We start from the raw sequence: 15,830 nt of genomic DNA, 5'->3' as shown, positions 1-15,830 counted from the left end.
GGTGGACCCGTACCCGATCCCGACCGGAAGGACCCCGATGACGACGACCACCGCGACCACGACCTCCACCACCCTCGACGCCGAGCGGGCCGACCTGCTCAAGGCGCTCGCCACCGCCCGGACCATGCTGACCAACACCGTGCGCGGCCTCACCGACGCGCAGGCGGGCGAGCGGCCGACGGTCAGCGCGCTCTGCCTGGGCGGCATCGTCAAGCACGTGACGTCCACCGAGGAGGCGTGGCTGCGGTTCGTGGTCGAGGGCCCCGAGGTGATGAGCTTCGCCCTGCCCGACGGGGTGACCTGGGAGGACTTCCTGGCCGGCACCGCCCGGGAGCTGCCGCGGTGGGCGATCGAGCGGGAGCGCGACTTCCGGATGCTGCCCGAGGACACGCTGCCGGCCGTCCTCGACCGGTACGCGCGGGTCGCGGCCCGCACCGAGGAGATCGTGGCCGCCCTCGACGACCTGTCGGCGACCCGGCCGGTACCCGACGCGCCCTGGAACGAGCCCGGCACGGTGATGAGCGCCCGGGCGGTGCTGATCCACGTGATCGCCGAGACCACGCAGCACGCCGGGCACGCGGACATCCTGCGCGAGACCCTCGACGGGCAGACCACCACCTGAGCCAGCCCCCGCCGCGACGGAGAGGACGGACCGAACCCGCATGACCGTGCTGGACGACCGGGCGCTGAACCGGGCGACGCTGGCCCGACAGTTGCTGCTCGACCGCGCCGACCTGCCGGTCGCCGACGCGGTGGCGCACCTGTGCGGCCTGCAGGCCCAGGAGCCGCAGGAGCCGTACGTGGGGCTGTGGTCGCGGCTGCGCGACGTCGACCCGGCGGACGTGTCCGACCTGCTGGTGCGGCGCCGACTGGTGCGGACCCACCTGATGCGCCGCACCGTGCACCTGCTCACCGCCGACGACGTGCTGGCGTGGCGGTCCCGCCACGCCGGCATGCTGCGGCAGCGGGTGCTCGGGGTCTACCGCGGCGAGTTCGACGGGGTGGACCTCGACGACCTCGCCGCGGCCGGCCGGTCGGCGCTGGCCGACGGCACGCCCCGCACGACCGCCGAGGTCGTCCGGGTGCTGGCCGACCGGTGGCCGGCGGCGGACCGGCGGGCCCTGGGCGAGATGCTGATCGCCCTGGTCCCCACCGCGCAGGCGCCGCCGCGCGGGCTGTGGCGGACCACGGCCGGCGTGCGGACCGTCGCGCTCGCCGGCTGGCTGGGCCGGGAGGTCGACCCGCCCGCCCCGGAGGGCACGGACCCGGTCGGGCGGGACCTGGTCCGCCGCTACCTCGCCGCGTACGGTCCGGCCGCCTCGGCGGACCTGCGCGCCTGGTGCGGCCTCGCCGGGCTGCCCGCGGCGGTGGCCGCGGTCCGCGACGAGTTGGTGTCCTTCCGCGACGAACGCGGCCGGGTGCTGCTCGACCTCCCCGACGCGCCCCGCCCGGACCCCGACACCCCCGCGCCGGCGCGGTTCCTGCCCGCCTTCGACAACGCCGTGCTCGGCTACCACGACCGCACCCGGATCATCGACGACGCCCACCGCCTGCTGTCCGTCGGCGGGGCGCGGTTCGTGCTGCTCGACGGCCGGGTGGCGGGCACCTGGACCGTCGACGCGGGCACGGTGGCCGTCACGCCGCTGCGGCCGTTCACCCGGGCCGAACGCGCCGCCGCCGCCGACGAGGGCCGGGCGGTCGCGTCGTTCCTCTCCGACGGGGAGAACCAGCGGGTACGCGTCGCCGCGTCGCCGCGCTGACGCCGGCTCAGCCGGCCACGGCCCGACCCATCCGGGTCACCGCCTCGGTCAGGACGGCGGGCGAGGTGGCGAAGTTGAGCCGGACGAAGCCCGTGCCACCGGTGCCGAAGACGTGCCCGGAGCTGAGCGCCACCCGGGCCCGGTCGAGGAACATCCGCGCCGGCCCGGCCAGGTCGCTGGCCACCCCGCCGGCCGGCGCGTCGGTGGGCACGCCGAGCCGGGTGCAGTCCAGCCAGGCCAGGTAGGTGCCCTCCGGCGGACGCCAGGACACGGTCGGCAGGTGGTCGGCCAGCAGCGACCCGAGCAGCGCGCGGTTGGCGTCGAGCCCGCCGAGCAACGCGTCCAGCCACGGCCCGCCGTCGCGGAACGCGGCGGTGTGCGCGAGCACCCCGAGATGGCTCGGCCCGTGGCTGACCTCCTCCGGGATCCGGGCCAGGTCGTCCGCGGCCTTCTCCCCGGCGACGGCCAGCGCCGCCTTCAGGCCGGCGAGGTTCCACGCCTTCGACGCCGAGACCAGGGCGAACGCGTCCTCGGCGCCGGCCACCGTCAGGTACGGGGTGAACCGCGCGCCGGTGAGCGCCAGCGGGGCGTGGATCTCGTCGGCGACCACCCGGACGCCGTGCCGGGCGGCCAGCTCGGCGACCGCCTCCAGCTCGTCGCGGCGGTGCACCACTCCGGTCGGGTTGTGCGGGTTGCACAGCAGGAACGCGGGCCGGCGGCCGAGGGCGCGGGCCCGGCGGAACGCCTCCTCCAGCGCGGCGTGGTCGATCCGCAGGTCGGCGCCGAGCGGCGCCTCGACCACCTGCCGCCCGGCGTGCGTGACGAACGCGTAGAACGGCGGGTAGACGGGCGGACAGACCACCACCGCGTCACCCGGATCGGTGACCAGTCGCAGCACCTCCACCGCGCCCATCATCACGTCCGGCACCAGCGTGGTCCGTCCGACCGGGAAGTCGGCCCAGTCCCAGCGCCGCGCCGCGAAACCACCGAACGCCTCCGCGTACGCGGTCCCGTACGCGTAGCCGGTGTCGCCCAGCTCGACCGCCCGGCGCAACGCGTCGGCCACCGGCGGCGCCAGCGGCACGTCCTGCTCGGCGACCCACAGCGGCAGCACGTCCGGCGGGTGCAGGCGCCACTTGACGCTGGTGCGCTGCCGGAGCTGGTCGAGCGTGAGTTGGGTGAGCGGGTTGTCGACGTCGGCGGAAACCGTCATGCGGCCCACCCTAGGCGTCCCTACGATCGGCCGATGGCCCACCCGACGTACCCGTTGCGCACGCCGCGACTGCGGCTGCGCCCGGTCACCCTCGACGACCTCGACGACGTGCACGCCTGGCAGCGTCGCCCCGACGTGGTCCGCTGGATGCTCGGGGCCGCGCCGCGTACCCGGGATGAGTCCCGGGCGTCGGTGGTCGCGATGGCGGGGGAGGACGCGCTGCGCGCGGAGGGTGACTGCCTGACGCTCGCCGTGGTGGCCGGGGACGTGGTCATCGGCGCGGTGGAGCTGGTCTGGCGCAGCCGGGCCGACCGCACCGGCGAGCTGGGGTACGTGTTCCACCCGGACCACGGCGGCCGTGGGCTGGCCACCGAGGCGGCCGGGGCGCTGCTCGACTGGGGGTTCGGCGCGTTCGGGCTGCGCCGGGTGGTGGTCCGGTGTCACGCCGACAACGAGGCGTCGGCCCGCCTGGCCGCCCGGCTGGGCATGCGGCGGGAGGCGCGGCACGTGCGCAGCTACCGGTTCCGGGGCGGATGGGCCGACCAGCTCGTGTTCGCCATCCTGGCCGAGGAGTGGCGCGCCGCGCAGGATCCGGCCGGCGGCGCCGTCACGGCGGGGTGACCGCGCTCAACTCGCCCGGCCCGGTGAGCAGCACGCCGCCGGGGGTGAGCGCGCGCACGCCGTCGAGCCGCCGCCCGGCGGTCGCCCGCCCGTGGATCTCGCCGTCGTCGTCCACCCGCACCAGGATCCCCGACCGCCGCGCCACCAGGTGACCGTTCTCCGTCCGCACCACGCCGCCGACCGGCGGGTCGCCGTCCGCGTCGAGCCGCCAGCGGGGGCGCCCGGTGCCGGCGTCGACGGCGGTCAGGCCGGCCCCGCGGTCGCGTACGCACGCCAGGTCACCGGAGACGACGGGCGCGTCGGGGCTCAGGTCGGCGTCGCCGCGGAAGAACTCGACGGCGTCGCCGGACCCGACGTGGACCCGCCAGAGAGACCGCGGGCCGCACCGCACCAGGACGTGGTCGGCGTCCAGCGTGACGAACGCCGGACGGTCGTCGGGGTCCGCGAACGGCTCGGGCAGGTCGCGGCGGAACACCTCGCCGCCGTCGTCGAGGTCGAGCACGCTCAGCTCGGGTGTACCCGGCCGGGCCAGGAGGACCCGACCTCCCGCCACCACGGGCCGCACGACGGGCACCGGGCCGGGCCGGACCCACCGGAGGTCCCCGGTCCGTCCGTCGAGCGCCCGCAGGGCGGTGTACCCACGCCACCCGCCCACAAGCATCGTGTCCCCGGCCACCACCAGGTGGCCGCTGAACGGCGGCACCGCCGCTCGCCAGAGCGCCGATCCGGCACCCAGGTCGAGGCAGGCCAGCTCGGGACGGTCCTGGGGCAGCGCCCAGCACCGCCGGTCGGTCGCGACGACCGACCGGGGCCAGGTGCCCAGGGGTACGTCCCAGCGCGGGGCACCGGTCGCGGCGTCCAATCCCACCAGCCGGGTGCCGCGCTCGTGCGCCACCACCTGTCCGGGCGCGACCGCGACACGCTGCGGGCCACGCAGGTGCGTCGGCCGGCGCCAGCGCACCCGCACGGGCCCGACCGGGCGGCGGCTCACGTCGCGTGGCACGCGTCGCCGACCCGGATCTCGCCGCCGCCCAGCGGGATCAACCGGACGCCGAACCAGGTCCTGCCGTCCTGCCGTCGGTGCCGGGCGAGCGTGCGGATCGGCTCCTTGCCGCTGGTCAGCGTCACCGGGTCGATCAGCGTGAGCTGGCAGCGGTCGCACCGTTCGGCGAACCGGAAGTCGACGGCGCCGATCCGCAGGCGGGTCCAGCCGTCCTCGACGAACGGCGCGACCGGTCCGTCCAGCACCACGGAGGGCCGGAACCGGGCCATCGGCAGCGGGTCGGGCGCCGGCTCGCCCCGCTCCAGCGCGCCCTCGACGATCCAGTCCCGCAGCCGGCGCAGCGACGGCGCCGTGGTGACCAGCAGCGGGCCGGCGTCGGAGAGGTTCAGCGGGTCCCCGGCGCGTCCACCGTGGTCGGTCGACACCGGGCGGCGGCGCGGGTCGTCCAGCCAGCCCAGCCGGACCGGCCGGCCGAGGCGGGCGGAGAGCCAGTCGTGGGCGTCGTCGCCGGCCAGCCGGACCGTGTCCAGCCGGGACACGGAGGTGGCCACCGGTGGCCCGTGTACCGGCTCGGCGACGGTCAGCGACGTGCCGTCCCGGTCGGTCAGCGTGATCGATCCGGGGTCGGGCACGGCGGTCAGGCCGAGCATCCCCGGCGCGGTACGCGCGGTCAGCGTGCCGCCGTCGGGTTGCAGGAGCACCCACCGGCGGTCGTGGCGCAACCCCCACGGCTCGACCACGGCCCGGTCGACGTCGACGCCGCCGAGGGACTTGACCGGGTAGAGGTGCACCGACGCGAGCCGCATGCCGCGACCCTAGCCGATCTTGGGGGTGGCCCGGTCGATGATCGCGGCGAGGTCGAGGCCGCCCGGCAGCGTCCCGTACGCCTGGCCGTGGTCGCCGGCGAGGCGGGAGGCGCAGAACGCATCCGCGACCGCGGGGTGGCCGTGGCGGACCAGCAGCGCGCCCTGCAGCACCAGCGCCAGCCGCTCGACCACCCGCCGGGCGCGCAGCTCCAGGTCGGTCCCGTCGGCCAGCTCGTCGCGCACCCGGCGCACGGCGGCGTCGAGGCGCGCGTCCGCCCCGGCCGCGGCGGCCACCTCCGCCTCGTACGCGGCCAGCACCTGCGGTTCCCGGGTCAGCGCGCGCAGCACGTCGAGGGCGGCGACGTTGCCGGAACCCTCCCAGATGGAGTTCAGCGGCGACTCGCGGAACAGTCGCGGCATGCCGGACTCCTCGACGTAGCCGTTGCCGCCCAGGCACTCCAGCGCCTCGGCGGCGTGCCCCGGCCAGCGCTTGCACACCCAGTACTTGCCGACGGCGAGCGCGAGGCGCTTGAACGCGGTCTCGCCGTCGTCGCCGCGCGCCGACCGGTCGGTCGCGCCGGCCAGCCGGGTCATCAGCACGGTGGCGGCCTCGGACTCCACCGCCAGGTCGGCCAGGACGTTGCGCATCAGCGGCTGGTCGACCAGATAGCGGCCGAAGGCCCGCCGGTGGGTGGCGTGGTGCACGGCCGTGGTCACGCCCTGACGCATCCCGGCCGCCGCCCCGATCACGCAGTCCAGGCGGGTCAGGTTGACCATGTCGATGATGGTGCGCACACCGCGGCCCTCGTCGCCCACCCGCCACGCCACCGCGTGCTCGTACTCGACCTCGGCGGAGGCGTTGGAGCGGTTGCCGAGCTTGTCCTTCAGGCGCATCAGCCGCATCGGGTTGCGGGCGCCGTCGGGCAGCACGCGGGGGACCAGGAAGCAGGTGAGGCCGCCGGGCGCCTGGGCGAGGGTGAGGAACAGGTCGCACATCGGCGCGGAGGTGAACCACTTGTGCCCGACGAGCCGGTAGCTGCCGTCCGGCTCGGGCCGGGCCGTGGTGGTGTTGGCGCGCACGTCCGAGCCGCCCTGCTTCTCGGTCATGGACATGCCGGCGAGCAGTCCGCGCTTGGTCTGCGGCGGGCGCAGCCCGAAGTCGTACTCGGTGGTGGTGAGCAGCGGCTCGTAGCGCGCGGCCAGCTCGGGGCTGTGCCGCAGCGCCGGCACCGCCGCGTAGGTCATCGAGATCGGGCAGCCGTGCCCGGCGTCGGGCCGCCACACGTGGAAGCGGGCGGCCCGGGCCACGTGTGCGCCCGGCCGTCCGTCGGCCCACGGGGCGGCGTGCAGGCCGTGGCCGACGGCGGTGCGCATCAGCTCGTGCCAGGACGGGTGGAACTCCACCTCGTCGACGCGGTGGCCGTACCGGTCGTGGGTGCGCAGCACCGGCGGGTGCTCGTTGGCCAGCCGGCCGTGCTCGGCGGCCTGCTCGCCGCCGGCCAGCCGGCCGAGGTCGTGCAGCTCGGCGACGGCCCAGCCGGCGCCCTCGCGGGCCACGCCCTCCAGCAGCGCCGGGTCGTCGGCGGTGTCGTGGCCGACCAGCGGGGGGACCTGGTTGACGACCTCGTGTGTTCTCACGGTGCGACTCCCAGCGCGCGGTGGAGGAAGGTGGTCAGGCCGGGGACGGTCCCGGCGCCGGCCATCCCGGCGGACAACGGGCCGACCATCGCCTCGGCCAGCGCGCCGACCAGGGCGGTCGCGGCCAGGTCGGGATCCTGCGGCGGCAGTTCCCCGCGGGCGACCCCCTCGGCGACGTGGCCGGCGAGCACCCGGGCGTACGCCCGGCGGAAGACCAGCCGCTCGGCGTCGACGGCCGGGTCGACCGGCTCGGCGAGCAGCGCGTAGGCCAGGCGCGGCGACTGCAACGCCCGGCCGCAGAACGTCTCGACCACCGCGGTGACCCGGTCGGCGACGGTCGTCTCGAGCGCGGCGGCGCGGGTGACCGCGTCGACCTCGCGCTGCGAGGCGGTGCGGAAAACCTCGGCGAACAGGTCGGCCTTGGTGGGGAAGTGGCGGTAGACGGTGCCGGTGGCCAGCGCGGCGCGGCTCGCCACGGCCGCCACGGTGCAGCCGGCGTAGCCGTGCTCGGCCATCACCTCCAGCGCGGCGGCGACGATCCGGCGGCGCGAGGCGTCCAGCCGGGCCCTGACCCGCTCGGTGCTCCGGTAGACCACGCCAAGGATTGAACCATCGTTCACTCCTTGCCGGCAAGGCCGGATCGACAAGTCAATTTGGCTGGATTCGTTTGACATCATCCCGCTCGGCGAGAAGACTCGCCGAAACTTTCTTTTGTTCGGGAAAGCGGCAGGGGGGCCAATGACCAGGAACAAACTCGGAGTGTTCGGTGCCGCACTCACCCTCGCGGTGGGTGTCCTGTCCGGATGCACCGGTGGCGAGAGCGTCGACGTCGGCGGCGGTGGGGACGCCGGCAGCGCCGGGGGCGTGCTCAACGCGGCGATCGGCGGCGAACCCGACCAGCTCGACCCGCACAAGACCTCGGCCTACTACAGCTTCCAGGTCCTGGAGAACGTCTACGACACCCTCGTCGAGCCGGACGCCGACCTGAAGATGGTGCCGTCGCTGGCCACCAAGTGGACCACCAGCGCCGACCAGCTCACCTGGACGTTCACCCTGCGCGAGGGCGCGAAGTTCTCCGACGGGTCGCCGCTGACCTCGGAGGACGTCGTCTACTCGTACGAGCGGATCATCAAGGAGAAGCTGAACACCGCGTACAAGTTCGCCACCGTCAAGTCGGTGACCGGGCCCGACCCGGCGACCGTGGTGGTGACGCTCAGCGCGCCCACGCCGAACCTGCTGGCCAACCTCGGCGGGTTCAAGGGCGTCGCGATCGTGGAGAAGTCCAACGTGGAGTCCGGCAAGGTCAAGACCGAGCCGGTCGGCAGCGGCCCGTTCAAGGTGGCCGGCTACACCTCCGGCGACAGCATCAAGCTGGTCCGCAACGACGCCTACTGGGGCGAGAAGCCGAAGCTGGACGGCGTCACGTTCACCTTCGTCAAGGACCCCACCGTGGCGTTGCAGAACCTGCGCAGCGGCCAGGTGCAGTGGACCGACAACCTGCCGCCGCAGCAGGTGAAGTCCTTGCAGGACGGCGACGACCCGGTGGTGCGGTCGGCGGCCTCCACCGACTACTGGTACGTGGCGCTCAACGAGGCCCGCAAGCCCTTCGACAACCCCGAGGTGCGGCGGGCGGTCGCGTACGCGCTGGACCGGGAGGCGATCACCAAGGCGGCCAAGTTCGGGCTGGCCACGGTCAACCAGGCGGCCATCCCGAAGGACAGCGCCTACTACTACGAGTACGCGCCGTACAGCCACGACCCGGCGAAGGCGAAGCAGATGCTCGCCCAGGCCGGCGTCGGCAACCTCACCATGGACCTGATGGTCACCAGTGAGTACCCGGAGACCGTCACCGCCGCCCAGGTCATCGCCGCCCAGCTCAAGGACGTCGGCATCACCGTCAAGATCCGTACGCTGGACTTCGCCCAGTGGCTCGACGAGCAGGCCAAGGGCAACTTCGACGGGTTCATGCTCGGCTGGCTGGGCAACGTCGACCCGGACGAGTTCTACTACGCCCAGCACCACAGCGGCGGCACGTTCAACTTCCACAAGTACCGCAACCCGGCCGTGGACAAGCTGCTCGACCAGGCCCGCACCGAGACCGACCAGGCCGCCCGCAAGCAGGCGTACGACCAGGCGGCGAAGCAGATCGTCGACGACGCCAGCTACATCTACCTCTACAACCCGGACGTCGTGCAGGGCTGGTCGAAGAAGGTCTCCGGCTACGAGGTGCGCACCGATCGGGCCATCCGGTTCCGCTCGGTCGCCCTCGCCGAGTGATGGCCCGCTTCGTCCTGCGGCGGGTGCTCCAGTCCGCGGTCGTGCTGCTCGGGGTGACCCTGGTGGTCTTCCTGCTGCTGCAACTGGTGCCGGGCGACCCGGTGCGGGTGGCGCTCGGCACCCGGTTCGACCCGCAGACGTACGAGGCGCTGCGCGCCCGCGCCGGCCTCGACCAGCCGCTGCCCGTGCAGTACGCGAGCTACCTCGGGCACGCGCTCACCGGCGACCTCGGGGTCAGCTTCCGCACCGGCCAGCCGGTCAGCCGGATCGTGCTGGAACGCCTGCCGGCGACGCTGTCCCTGGCCGTCACCGCGGTGGTGTTCGCGCTGCTGGTCGCGTTCCCGTTGGGCATCGTCGCGGCGGTGCGCAGCGGCTCCGCGGTCGACCACGCCGCCCGCGTGTTCAGCCAGTTCGGCGTCTCGGTGCCCGACTTCTGGATGGGCATCATGGGCATCCTGCTCTTCGCCGGCGTGCTCGGCTGGCTGCCGCCCTCGGGCTACGTGGCGCTGACCGACGACCCGGGCCGGTGGGCCACCCACGTGGCCCTGCCGGCGGTCACGGTCGGCCTGGTCACCGCGTCGATCCTCACCCGCTTCATCCGCTCGTCGGTGCTGGAGGTCCTCTCCGCCGACTACGTGCGCACCGCCGAGGCGAAGGGGCTGCGCAACCGGGTGGTGATCCTGCGGCACGTGCTGCGCAACGCGCTGATCCCGGTGGTCACCGTGGTCGCGGTGCAACTGGCCAGCCTGCTCGGCGGCGTCATCGTGATCGAGGTGCTGTTCGCCTGGCCGGGCATCGGCCGGCTCACCTTCGACGCCGTGCAGGCCCGCGACTACCCGGTCCTGCAGGGTGCGGTGCTGCTCGTCGCCGCGCTGTTCCTGCTGGTCAACCTGCTGGTGGACATCCTCTACGCCCGCCTCGACCCGAGGATCACGGTCAAGTGAGCGCCGGGTCGGAGAGCACCGGACGCCGGGTGCTGGAGGCGTTGCGGCGCGACCCGCTGGCCGTCGGCGGCGCGGTCGTGCTGCTGGTGCTGGTCGTGGTGGGCGTGGCCGGGCCGTGGCTGGCGCCGTCGGGCGTCAACGACGTGAACGTGGACCAGATGCTGCGCCCGCCCAGCGGGGCGCACCCGTTCGGCACCGACGAGCTGGGCCGCGACGTGCTCAGCCGGGTGCTCGTCGCGGCCCGCGTCTCGCTGGAGGTCGGCGTGGTCAGCGTCGGCATCGCGCTGGTCGCCGGCGTGACGCTCGGGCTGTTCGCCGGCTACTACCGGGGCTGGCTGGACAGTGTGCTGATGCGCGCCATGGACGTGCTGTTCGCGTTCCCGGTGCTGCTGCTGGCGGTGGCCATCGTGGCGGTGCTCGGCCCCGGCCTGCTCACCGCCATGGTCGCCATCGGCGTGGTCTACACGCCCATCTTCGCCCGAATCACCCGCGCCGGCGTGCTCTCCGTGCGGGAGCAGGTCTTCGTCCGCGCCGCCGTCTCCATCGGCGCGTCCGACCTGCGGATCATGCGCCGGCACGTGCTGCCGAACATCGCCGCGCCGCTGATCGTGCAGACGTCGCTGTCGCTGGCGTTCGCGATCCTCTCCGAGGCCGCGCTCTCCTTCCTCGGCCTCGGCATCCAACCGCCGGCGCCGGCGTGGGGCCGGATGCTCTTCGACGGTCGTGGCTTCGTCACCGACGCCTGGTGGCTGGGCGTCTTCCCGGGCGCCGCGATCTTCCTGACCGTGCTCGCCTTCAACCTGGTCGGCGACGCGCTGCGGGACGTGCTCGACCCGCGCCAGCTCACCCTCGCCGAGGCCCGCAGGAGCACCCCATGAGCGACCGCACCGAGCGACGCGAAGGCCGCGGGAGCGTGCCGAGCCAGCGCCGCGCGGGCGACCGGCCCGTGCTGTCCGTGGAGGACCTCACCGTCACCGTCGGCACCCGCCGCGGTCCGGCGCACGCCGTGGCCGGGGTGTCCTGGCAGGTCCGCGCCGGGGAGACGTTCGCGCTGGTCGGCGAGTCCGGCAGCGGCAAGAGCATGACGCTGCTCGCCGCCACCGGTCTCGCGCCGCGCGCCGCCACGGTCACCGGCCGGGTACGGCTGCTCGACAGCGAGCTGACCGCGCTGCCCGAGGACCGCCGTCGCCAGCTGCGCGGCCGGCACGTCGGCTTCGTCTTCCAGGATCCGATGACCTCGCTCAACCCGGTGCTGCCGGTGGGGCGGCAGGTCACCGAGGCGGCCGAGGCGCACCTCGGGCTGACCCGCCGGGCCGCCCGGGACCGGGCGGTGGAGCTGCTCGACCTGGTCGGAATCCCGTCGGCCGCGCAGCGCGTCGATGCCTACCCGCACCAGTTCTCCGGCGGCATGCGCCAGCGCGTCGTCATCGCCATGGCGCTGGCCTGCGAGCCGGACCTGCTCATCGCCGACGAGCCGACCACCGCGCTCGACGTGACCACCCAGGCGCAGATCGTCGAGCTGGTCGCCGGCCTGCAACGGCGGCTGGGCACGGCGGTCGTCTGGGTCACCCACGACCTGGGCGTGGTCGCCGGCATCGCCGACACCGTCGCGGTCATGTACGGCGGACGGATCGTCGAGCAGGGCCCGGTCGACGCGGTCTTCGACACGCCCACCCACCCGTACACCCGGGCGCTGCTCGCGGCCCGGCCGGACCCGTCCCGCCGGGGCGAGGACCTGGTGGCCATCCCCGGCGCGCCACCGAGCCCGCTCGACCTGCCGGCCGGCTGCGCGTTCTGGCCGCGCTGCCCGGTGCGCGCCGACCCCCGGTGCGAGCACGAGCTGCCCCCGTTGACGCCGGTCGGCGACGGGCACACCGTCCGCACCTTCTATCCGGGAGAGACCCCATGACAGCCGCGGACGTGGTGGCCGAGCTGGACGACCTGGCGGTGCACTTCCCGACCCGGGCCGGTGTGGTCCGGGCGGTGGACGGCGTCACCCTGGCCGTCCGCCGGGGGGAGACGCTCGGCCTGGTCGGCGAGTCGGGCAGCGGCAAGTCCACCGCCGGCCTGGCGCTGCTGCGCCTGGTCGAGCCGACCTCCGGCCGGGTCCGGGTGGCCGGCGCGGACGTGACCCGCTGGTCCCGGCGCCGCCTGCGCGGCATGCGTCGCCACGTGGCCATGGTGTTCCAGGACCCGCAGGCGTCCCTCGACCCGCGCCGCACCGTCGGCGACAGCATCGCCGAACCGTTGACCGTGCACCGGCTGGCCGCGTCCGCCGCCGCCCGCCGGGCCCGGGTGGCCGAGCTGCTGGACCTGGTCGGCCTGCGCGCCGACACGGCCGACCGGCATCCGCACGAGCTGTCCGGCGGCCAGCGGCAGCGGGTCGGGGTGGCCCGGGCGCTGGCCGGCGAGCCGGACCTGATCGTCCTGGACGAGCCGATCGCCTCGCTGGACCTGAGCGTGCAGGCGCAGATCATGAACCTGCTGCGGCACCTGCAACGCGACCTCGGGCTGACCTACCTGTTCATCGCCCACGACCTGGCCGCCGTCGAGCACATGAGCGACCGGATCGCCGTGATGTACCTGGGTCGCATCGTCGAGACCGGCCCGCCGGAGCGGATCTACCGGCAGCCGGCGCACCCCTACACGGCGGCGTTGCTGTCGGCGGTGCCGGTGGCCGATCCCCGCGTGGAGCGGGAGCGCCGGCGCATCGTGCTCACCGGCGACATCCCCAGCCCGGTGGACCCGCCGACCGGGTGCCGCTTCCGTACCCGCTGCCCCCGGGCCCGCGACGAGTGCGCCCGCACCGACCCGGCGCTGGCCGAGGTCGGTCCCGACCACCGGGCCGCCTGCCTGTTCCCGCTCGACGGCGAGCCGGACCGCGACGGCGGCCCGGCGCGCGAAGACGTGCCGGCGGCGTAGGCTCGGCGGCGATGACCTTCACCACCCGGCCGACGCTGCGCGGCACCTTCGGCATGGTCTCCTCGACGCACTGGCTGGCCAGTCAGTCCGCCATGGGCGTGCTGGAGCGGGGCGGGAACGCCTTCGACGCGGCGGTCGCCGCCGGCTTCGTGCTGCACGTGGTCGAGCCGCACCTCAACGGCCCGGCCGGCGAGGTGCCGGCGATCCTGGCGACCGCTGACGACCCGACCCCGCGGGTGCTCTGCGGTCAGGGCCCGGCCCCGGCCGGCGCGACGGTCGCGCACTTCCGCTCGCTCGGGCTGGACCTCGTCCCCGGTTCCGGCCCGCTCGCCGCCGTGGTGCCCGGCGCGGTGGACGCGTGGCTGCTGTTGCTACGTGACCACGGCACCCGGTCCCTGGCCGAGGTGCTGGAGCCGGCGATCGGCTACGCCGCCGCCGGCCACCCGCTCGTGGGCGCGGCCGGGCAGACCGTCGAGCGGGTCCGGTCGCTGTTCACCGAGCACTGGCCGACCTCCGCCGAGCTGTGGCTGCGGCACGGCCGGGCGCCGGCGGCGGGGGAGATGGTCACCAATCCGGCGTACGCGCTGACGCTGCGCCGCCTCGTCGACGCCGCCGGCGCGGCCGGCGCGGACCGGGAGGCGCAGATCGAGGCGGCCCGGCGGGCCTGGCGCGAGGGGTTCGTCGCCGACGCGATCGACCGGTTCAGCCGGCTGCCGTTCCGCGACTCCAGCGGCCGGTCGCACGCCGGCCTGGTCACCGGCGCCGACCTGGCCGGCTGGTCGGCGACCTGGGAGGAGCCGGTCACGCTCGACTGGCGCGGTCACACGGTCGCCAAGACCGGGTTCTGGGGCCAGGGCCCGGTGCTGCTGCAGACGCTGTCGGTGCTGGACGCGCTCGACGATCCCCGGGCGCTCGATCCGTCCACCGTGGACGGCATCCATGCGCAGGCCGAGGCGCTGAAGCTCGCCTTCGCCGACCGCGAGGCGTGGTACGGCGACACCGGCGAGGCGCCGGCAGCGCTGCTGTCCCCGGCCTATGCCCGCGAGCGCGCCGCGCTGATCGTTGCGCGGGCCTCGACCGCGCTGCGTCCCGGCAGCCCGGCCGGCGCGCCGCCGCGACTGCCGGCACACCTGCAGGCACACGCCGCGCGGCGGGCCGGCCCGCAGGACCCGAGCACCGGCGAACCCACCGTCCGCGCCGACGGCGTGACCCGCGGCGACACGTGCCACGTCGACGTGGTCGACCGGTGGGGCAACATCATCTCGGCCACCCCGAGTGGTGGCTGGCTGCAGAGTTCACCCACCATCCCCGAACTGGGCTTCCCGCTGGGCAGCCGGTTGCAGATGTGCTGGCTGGAGGAGGGGCTCGCCTCGACGCTGACGCCGGGCCGGCGCCCGCGTACCACGTTGAGCCCGACCCTGGTGCTGCGCGACGGCGAGCCGGTCCTGGCCTGCGGCACGCCCGGCGGCGACCAGCAGGACCAGTGGCAGCTGCTGTTCCTGCTGCGCCACCTGGTCGGCGGGCAGGAACTGCAGGAGGCGATCGACGCGCCGGCCTGGCACACCACCAGCCTGCCCGCGTCGTTCTACCCGCGTGAGGTGGAGCCGGGCGTGCTGGTGGTCGAGGACCGTCTCGACCCGGACGTGCTCGCGGCGCTGGGGGCCCGGGGTCACACGGTGCGCCGGTCCGACCCGTGGAGCCTGGGTCGCCTCTGCGCCGTCGCCCGTGACCCCCGGAACGGCGTCCTCTCGGCCGCCGCCAACCCGCGAGGCGCCCAGGGCTACGCCACCGGCCGCTGATCCGGCCCGGCCGCACGTGCACGTGCTCCGGCGATAGTGGAGTTGTGGCACCTGAACAAGGCCACGTGACAGACATCCGAGGCGCCACAAGTCCACGATCGGCGGAGGCCGTGATCGTGGGGCGGGGTGTCGAGGCGGTGGATCCCTGCTGGTTCTCAGGCGCCGCTGGGGCGTCGCAGGGTCAACGACTGGAACCGGTAGCCGCGACCGGTATCGACCGGATGGAAGTCCACCACGTCGAACCGCGCGGCGGCGGCGAAGCCGAGCAACTGATCGTCAGTTCGCCACGAGAAGAAGCGCGGCGGCACGTGCTGGTCATCGTCGATAGGGCCCTCGGTGCTCTCGCCACCGCCGTACACCCCGACAAAGAGAAGTCCGCCAGGACGCAGGACGGCCCGGATGGCGGCCAGGACCGTGGGTAGGTCGTGGTTGGGCACGTGCAGCAGGCAGTTCATCGCGAACACCGCGTCGAAGGAGTCGGGCGGGAAGTCCAGGTGCAGAAAGTCCATCACGTGGGCCTCGATGCCCTTGGCTCGGCAGTGCTCGACCATCACCGGTGACAGGTCGGCCGCGACGACGGGAAGGCCCTCCTTGCGGAAGAAGACGCTGTCCTGCCCGGTGCCCGCGCCGACCTCCAGCAGCCGCGCACCTGATGCCAGACGATCCCGGAACGCCTGACGCTCCGCCACCTTCCACGGTTCCTTGGTCAGCCCGTCGCGCCAGGCTGCGCGAGCGTCGTACGCCTGGCGCAGCGGGTCGAGAACCTCGTCGTATCGGACGCTCATGTCGTGATTATCCGCGCACGCAGTGGGTGCCGGCGCCGACCGCCGCGACCGTGGCCGACACC

At 74.6% G+C, this 15,830-nt stretch carries 15 protein-coding genes; 9 read left to right on the top strand and 6 right to left on the bottom strand.

Annotated elements, in window-relative coordinates:
• Positions 1-37: 37 nt before the first annotated feature.
• Both CO540_RS04600 and CO540_RS04595 read left to right on the top strand, forming a co-directional pair.
• On the top strand, positions 38-622 hold the full coding sequence (locus CO540_RS04600; RefSeq protein WP_099161040.1) for a DinB family protein: 585 nt from the start codon (positions 38-40) through the stop codon (positions 620-622).
• Positions 623-662: 40 nt separating this feature from the next.
• On the top strand, positions 663-1,760 hold the full coding sequence (locus CO540_RS04595; RefSeq protein ID WP_099161039.1) for a winged helix DNA-binding domain-containing protein: 1,098 nt from the start codon (positions 663-665) through the stop codon (positions 1,758-1,760).
• Positions 1,761-1,767: 7 nt separating this feature from the next.
• On the opposite strand, the gene CO540_RS04590 is transcribed toward CO540_RS04595, so the two are convergent.
• Entirely contained in the window at positions 1,768-2,973 is a 1,206-nt protein-coding gene (locus CO540_RS04590) for a MalY/PatB family protein (RefSeq protein ID WP_099161038.1), read from the bottom strand.
• Positions 2,974-3,006: 33 nt separating this feature from the next.
• Here CO540_RS04590 and CO540_RS04585 point away from each other — a divergent pair, with 33 nt between their 5' ends.
• On the top strand, positions 3,007-3,594 hold the full coding sequence (locus CO540_RS04585) for a GNAT family N-acetyltransferase (protein WP_099161037.1): 588 nt from the start codon (positions 3,007-3,009) through the stop codon (positions 3,592-3,594).
• Here the strand turns inward: CO540_RS04585 and CO540_RS04580 are convergent.
• The 4 genes from CO540_RS04580 to CO540_RS04565 are packed head-to-tail and all read right to left on the bottom strand — an operon-like array spanning position 3,581 to position 7,637.
• Positions 3,581-4,597: a PQQ-binding-like beta-propeller repeat protein gene (locus CO540_RS04580; RefSeq protein ID WP_157779050.1), complete on the bottom strand. Its 1,017-nt coding sequence runs from the start codon at positions 4,595-4,597 to the stop codon at positions 3,581-3,583. The two genes, CO540_RS04585 and CO540_RS04580, sit on opposite strands and share 14 nt — an antisense overlap.
• Positions 4,582-5,403, bottom strand: a complete 822-nt coding sequence (locus CO540_RS04575; RefSeq protein WP_099161035.1) for an MOSC domain-containing protein — start codon at positions 5,401-5,403, stop codon at positions 4,582-4,584. Before CO540_RS04575 ends, CO540_RS04580 begins: the two co-directional genes overlap by 16 nt.
• Positions 5,404-5,412: 9 nt before the next feature.
• Positions 5,413-7,041, bottom strand: a complete 1,629-nt coding sequence (locus tag CO540_RS04570; protein ID WP_099161034.1) for an isovaleryl-CoA dehydrogenase — start codon at positions 7,039-7,041, stop codon at positions 5,413-5,415.
• Positions 7,038-7,637: a TetR/AcrR family transcriptional regulator gene (locus tag CO540_RS04565; protein WP_099161033.1), complete on the bottom strand. Its 600-nt coding sequence runs from the start codon at positions 7,635-7,637 to the stop codon at positions 7,038-7,040. The genes CO540_RS04570 and CO540_RS04565 overlap by 4 nt, the downstream gene beginning before the upstream one ends.
• A gap of 142 nt (positions 7,638-7,779) precedes the next feature.
• Between CO540_RS04565 and CO540_RS04560 the strand changes: the two genes are divergently transcribed.
• The 6 genes from CO540_RS04560 to CO540_RS04535 are packed head-to-tail and all read left to right on the top strand — an operon-like array spanning position 7,780 to position 14,983.
• Complete coding sequence (locus tag CO540_RS04560) at positions 7,780-9,318, top strand: ABC transporter substrate-binding protein (protein WP_099161032.1); 1,539 nt, start codon at positions 7,780-7,782, stop codon at positions 9,316-9,318.
• Entirely contained in the window at positions 9,318-10,262 is a 945-nt protein-coding gene (locus tag CO540_RS04555; RefSeq protein ID WP_091574562.1) for an ABC transporter permease, read from the top strand. The genes CO540_RS04560 and CO540_RS04555 overlap by 1 nt, the downstream gene beginning before the upstream one ends.
• Positions 10,259-11,140, top strand: coding sequence for an ABC transporter permease (locus CO540_RS04550; RefSeq protein WP_099161031.1), 882 nt, complete (start codon positions 10,259-10,261; stop codon positions 11,138-11,140). The genes CO540_RS04555 and CO540_RS04550 overlap by 4 nt, the downstream gene beginning before the upstream one ends.
• Positions 11,137-12,171: an ABC transporter ATP-binding protein gene (locus CO540_RS04545; RefSeq protein WP_253866457.1), complete on the top strand. Its 1,035-nt coding sequence runs from the start codon at positions 11,137-11,139 to the stop codon at positions 12,169-12,171. Before CO540_RS04550 ends, CO540_RS04545 begins: the two co-directional genes overlap by 4 nt.
• Positions 12,168-13,184: an ABC transporter ATP-binding protein gene (locus CO540_RS04540; protein ID WP_099161029.1), complete on the top strand. Its 1,017-nt coding sequence runs from the start codon at positions 12,168-12,170 to the stop codon at positions 13,182-13,184. The genes CO540_RS04545 and CO540_RS04540 overlap by 4 nt, the downstream gene beginning before the upstream one ends.
• Positions 13,185-13,195: 11 nt before the next feature.
• Positions 13,196-14,983 (top strand): gamma-glutamyltransferase family protein, encoded by a 1,788-nt coding sequence (locus CO540_RS04535; protein ID WP_099161028.1) that lies wholly within the window; start codon positions 13,196-13,198, stop codon positions 14,981-14,983.
• A 155-nt stretch (positions 14,984-15,138) separates the two neighbouring features.
• Here CO540_RS04535 and CO540_RS04530 read toward each other — a convergent pair whose 3' ends face one another.
• The gene (locus CO540_RS04530) at positions 15,139-15,768 is read right to left on the bottom strand and encodes a class I SAM-dependent methyltransferase (protein WP_099161027.1); all 630 of its coding nucleotides are present in this window, start codon (positions 15,766-15,768) and stop codon (positions 15,139-15,141) included.
• Positions 15,769-15,830: the final 62 nt, after the last annotated feature.

It is taken from the genome of Micromonospora sp. WMMA2032 (assembly GCF_002688545.1).
Lineage (GTDB): Bacteria > Actinomycetota > Actinomycetes > Mycobacteriales > Micromonosporaceae > Micromonospora > Micromonospora sediminicola.
The sequence above is the reverse complement of the archived record's forward strand: the minus strand, read 5'-3'. Positions and strand labels throughout refer to the sequence as shown.

Excerpts from the sequence above, each read along its gene's own strand:
- CO540_RS04600 (WP_099161040.1), top strand. The coding sequence starts at position 38 with ATGACGACGACCACCGCGACCACGACCTCCACCACCCTCGACGCCGAG.
- CO540_RS04595 (WP_099161039.1), top strand. The coding sequence starts at position 663 with ATGACCGTGCTGGACGACCGGGCGCTGAACCGGGCGACGCTGGCCCGA.
- CO540_RS04590 (WP_099161038.1), bottom strand. The coding sequence starts at position 2,973 with ATGACGGTTTCCGCCGACGTCGACAACCCGCTCACCCAACTCACGCTC.
- CO540_RS04585 (WP_099161037.1), top strand. The coding sequence starts at position 3,007 with ATGGCCCACCCGACGTACCCGTTGCGCACGCCGCGACTGCGGCTGCGC.
- CO540_RS04575 (WP_099161035.1), bottom strand. The coding sequence starts at position 5,403 with ATGCGGCTCGCGTCGGTGCACCTCTACCCGGTCAAGTCCCTCGGCGGC.
- CO540_RS04560 (WP_099161032.1), top strand. The coding sequence starts at position 7,780 with ATGACCAGGAACAAACTCGGAGTGTTCGGTGCCGCACTCACCCTCGCG.
- CO540_RS04555 (WP_091574562.1), top strand. The coding sequence starts at position 9,318 with ATGGCCCGCTTCGTCCTGCGGCGGGTGCTCCAGTCCGCGGTCGTGCTG.
- CO540_RS04545 (WP_253866457.1), top strand. The coding sequence starts at position 11,137 with ATGAGCGACCGCACCGAGCGACGCGAAGGCCGCGGGAGCGTGCCGAGC.
- CO540_RS04540 (WP_099161029.1), top strand. The coding sequence starts at position 12,168 with ATGACAGCCGCGGACGTGGTGGCCGAGCTGGACGACCTGGCGGTGCAC.
- CO540_RS04535 (WP_099161028.1), top strand. The coding sequence starts at position 13,196 with ATGACCTTCACCACCCGGCCGACGCTGCGCGGCACCTTCGGCATGGTC.
- CO540_RS04530 (WP_099161027.1), bottom strand. The coding sequence starts at position 15,768 with ATGAGCGTCCGATACGACGAGGTTCTCGACCCGCTGCGCCAGGCGTAC.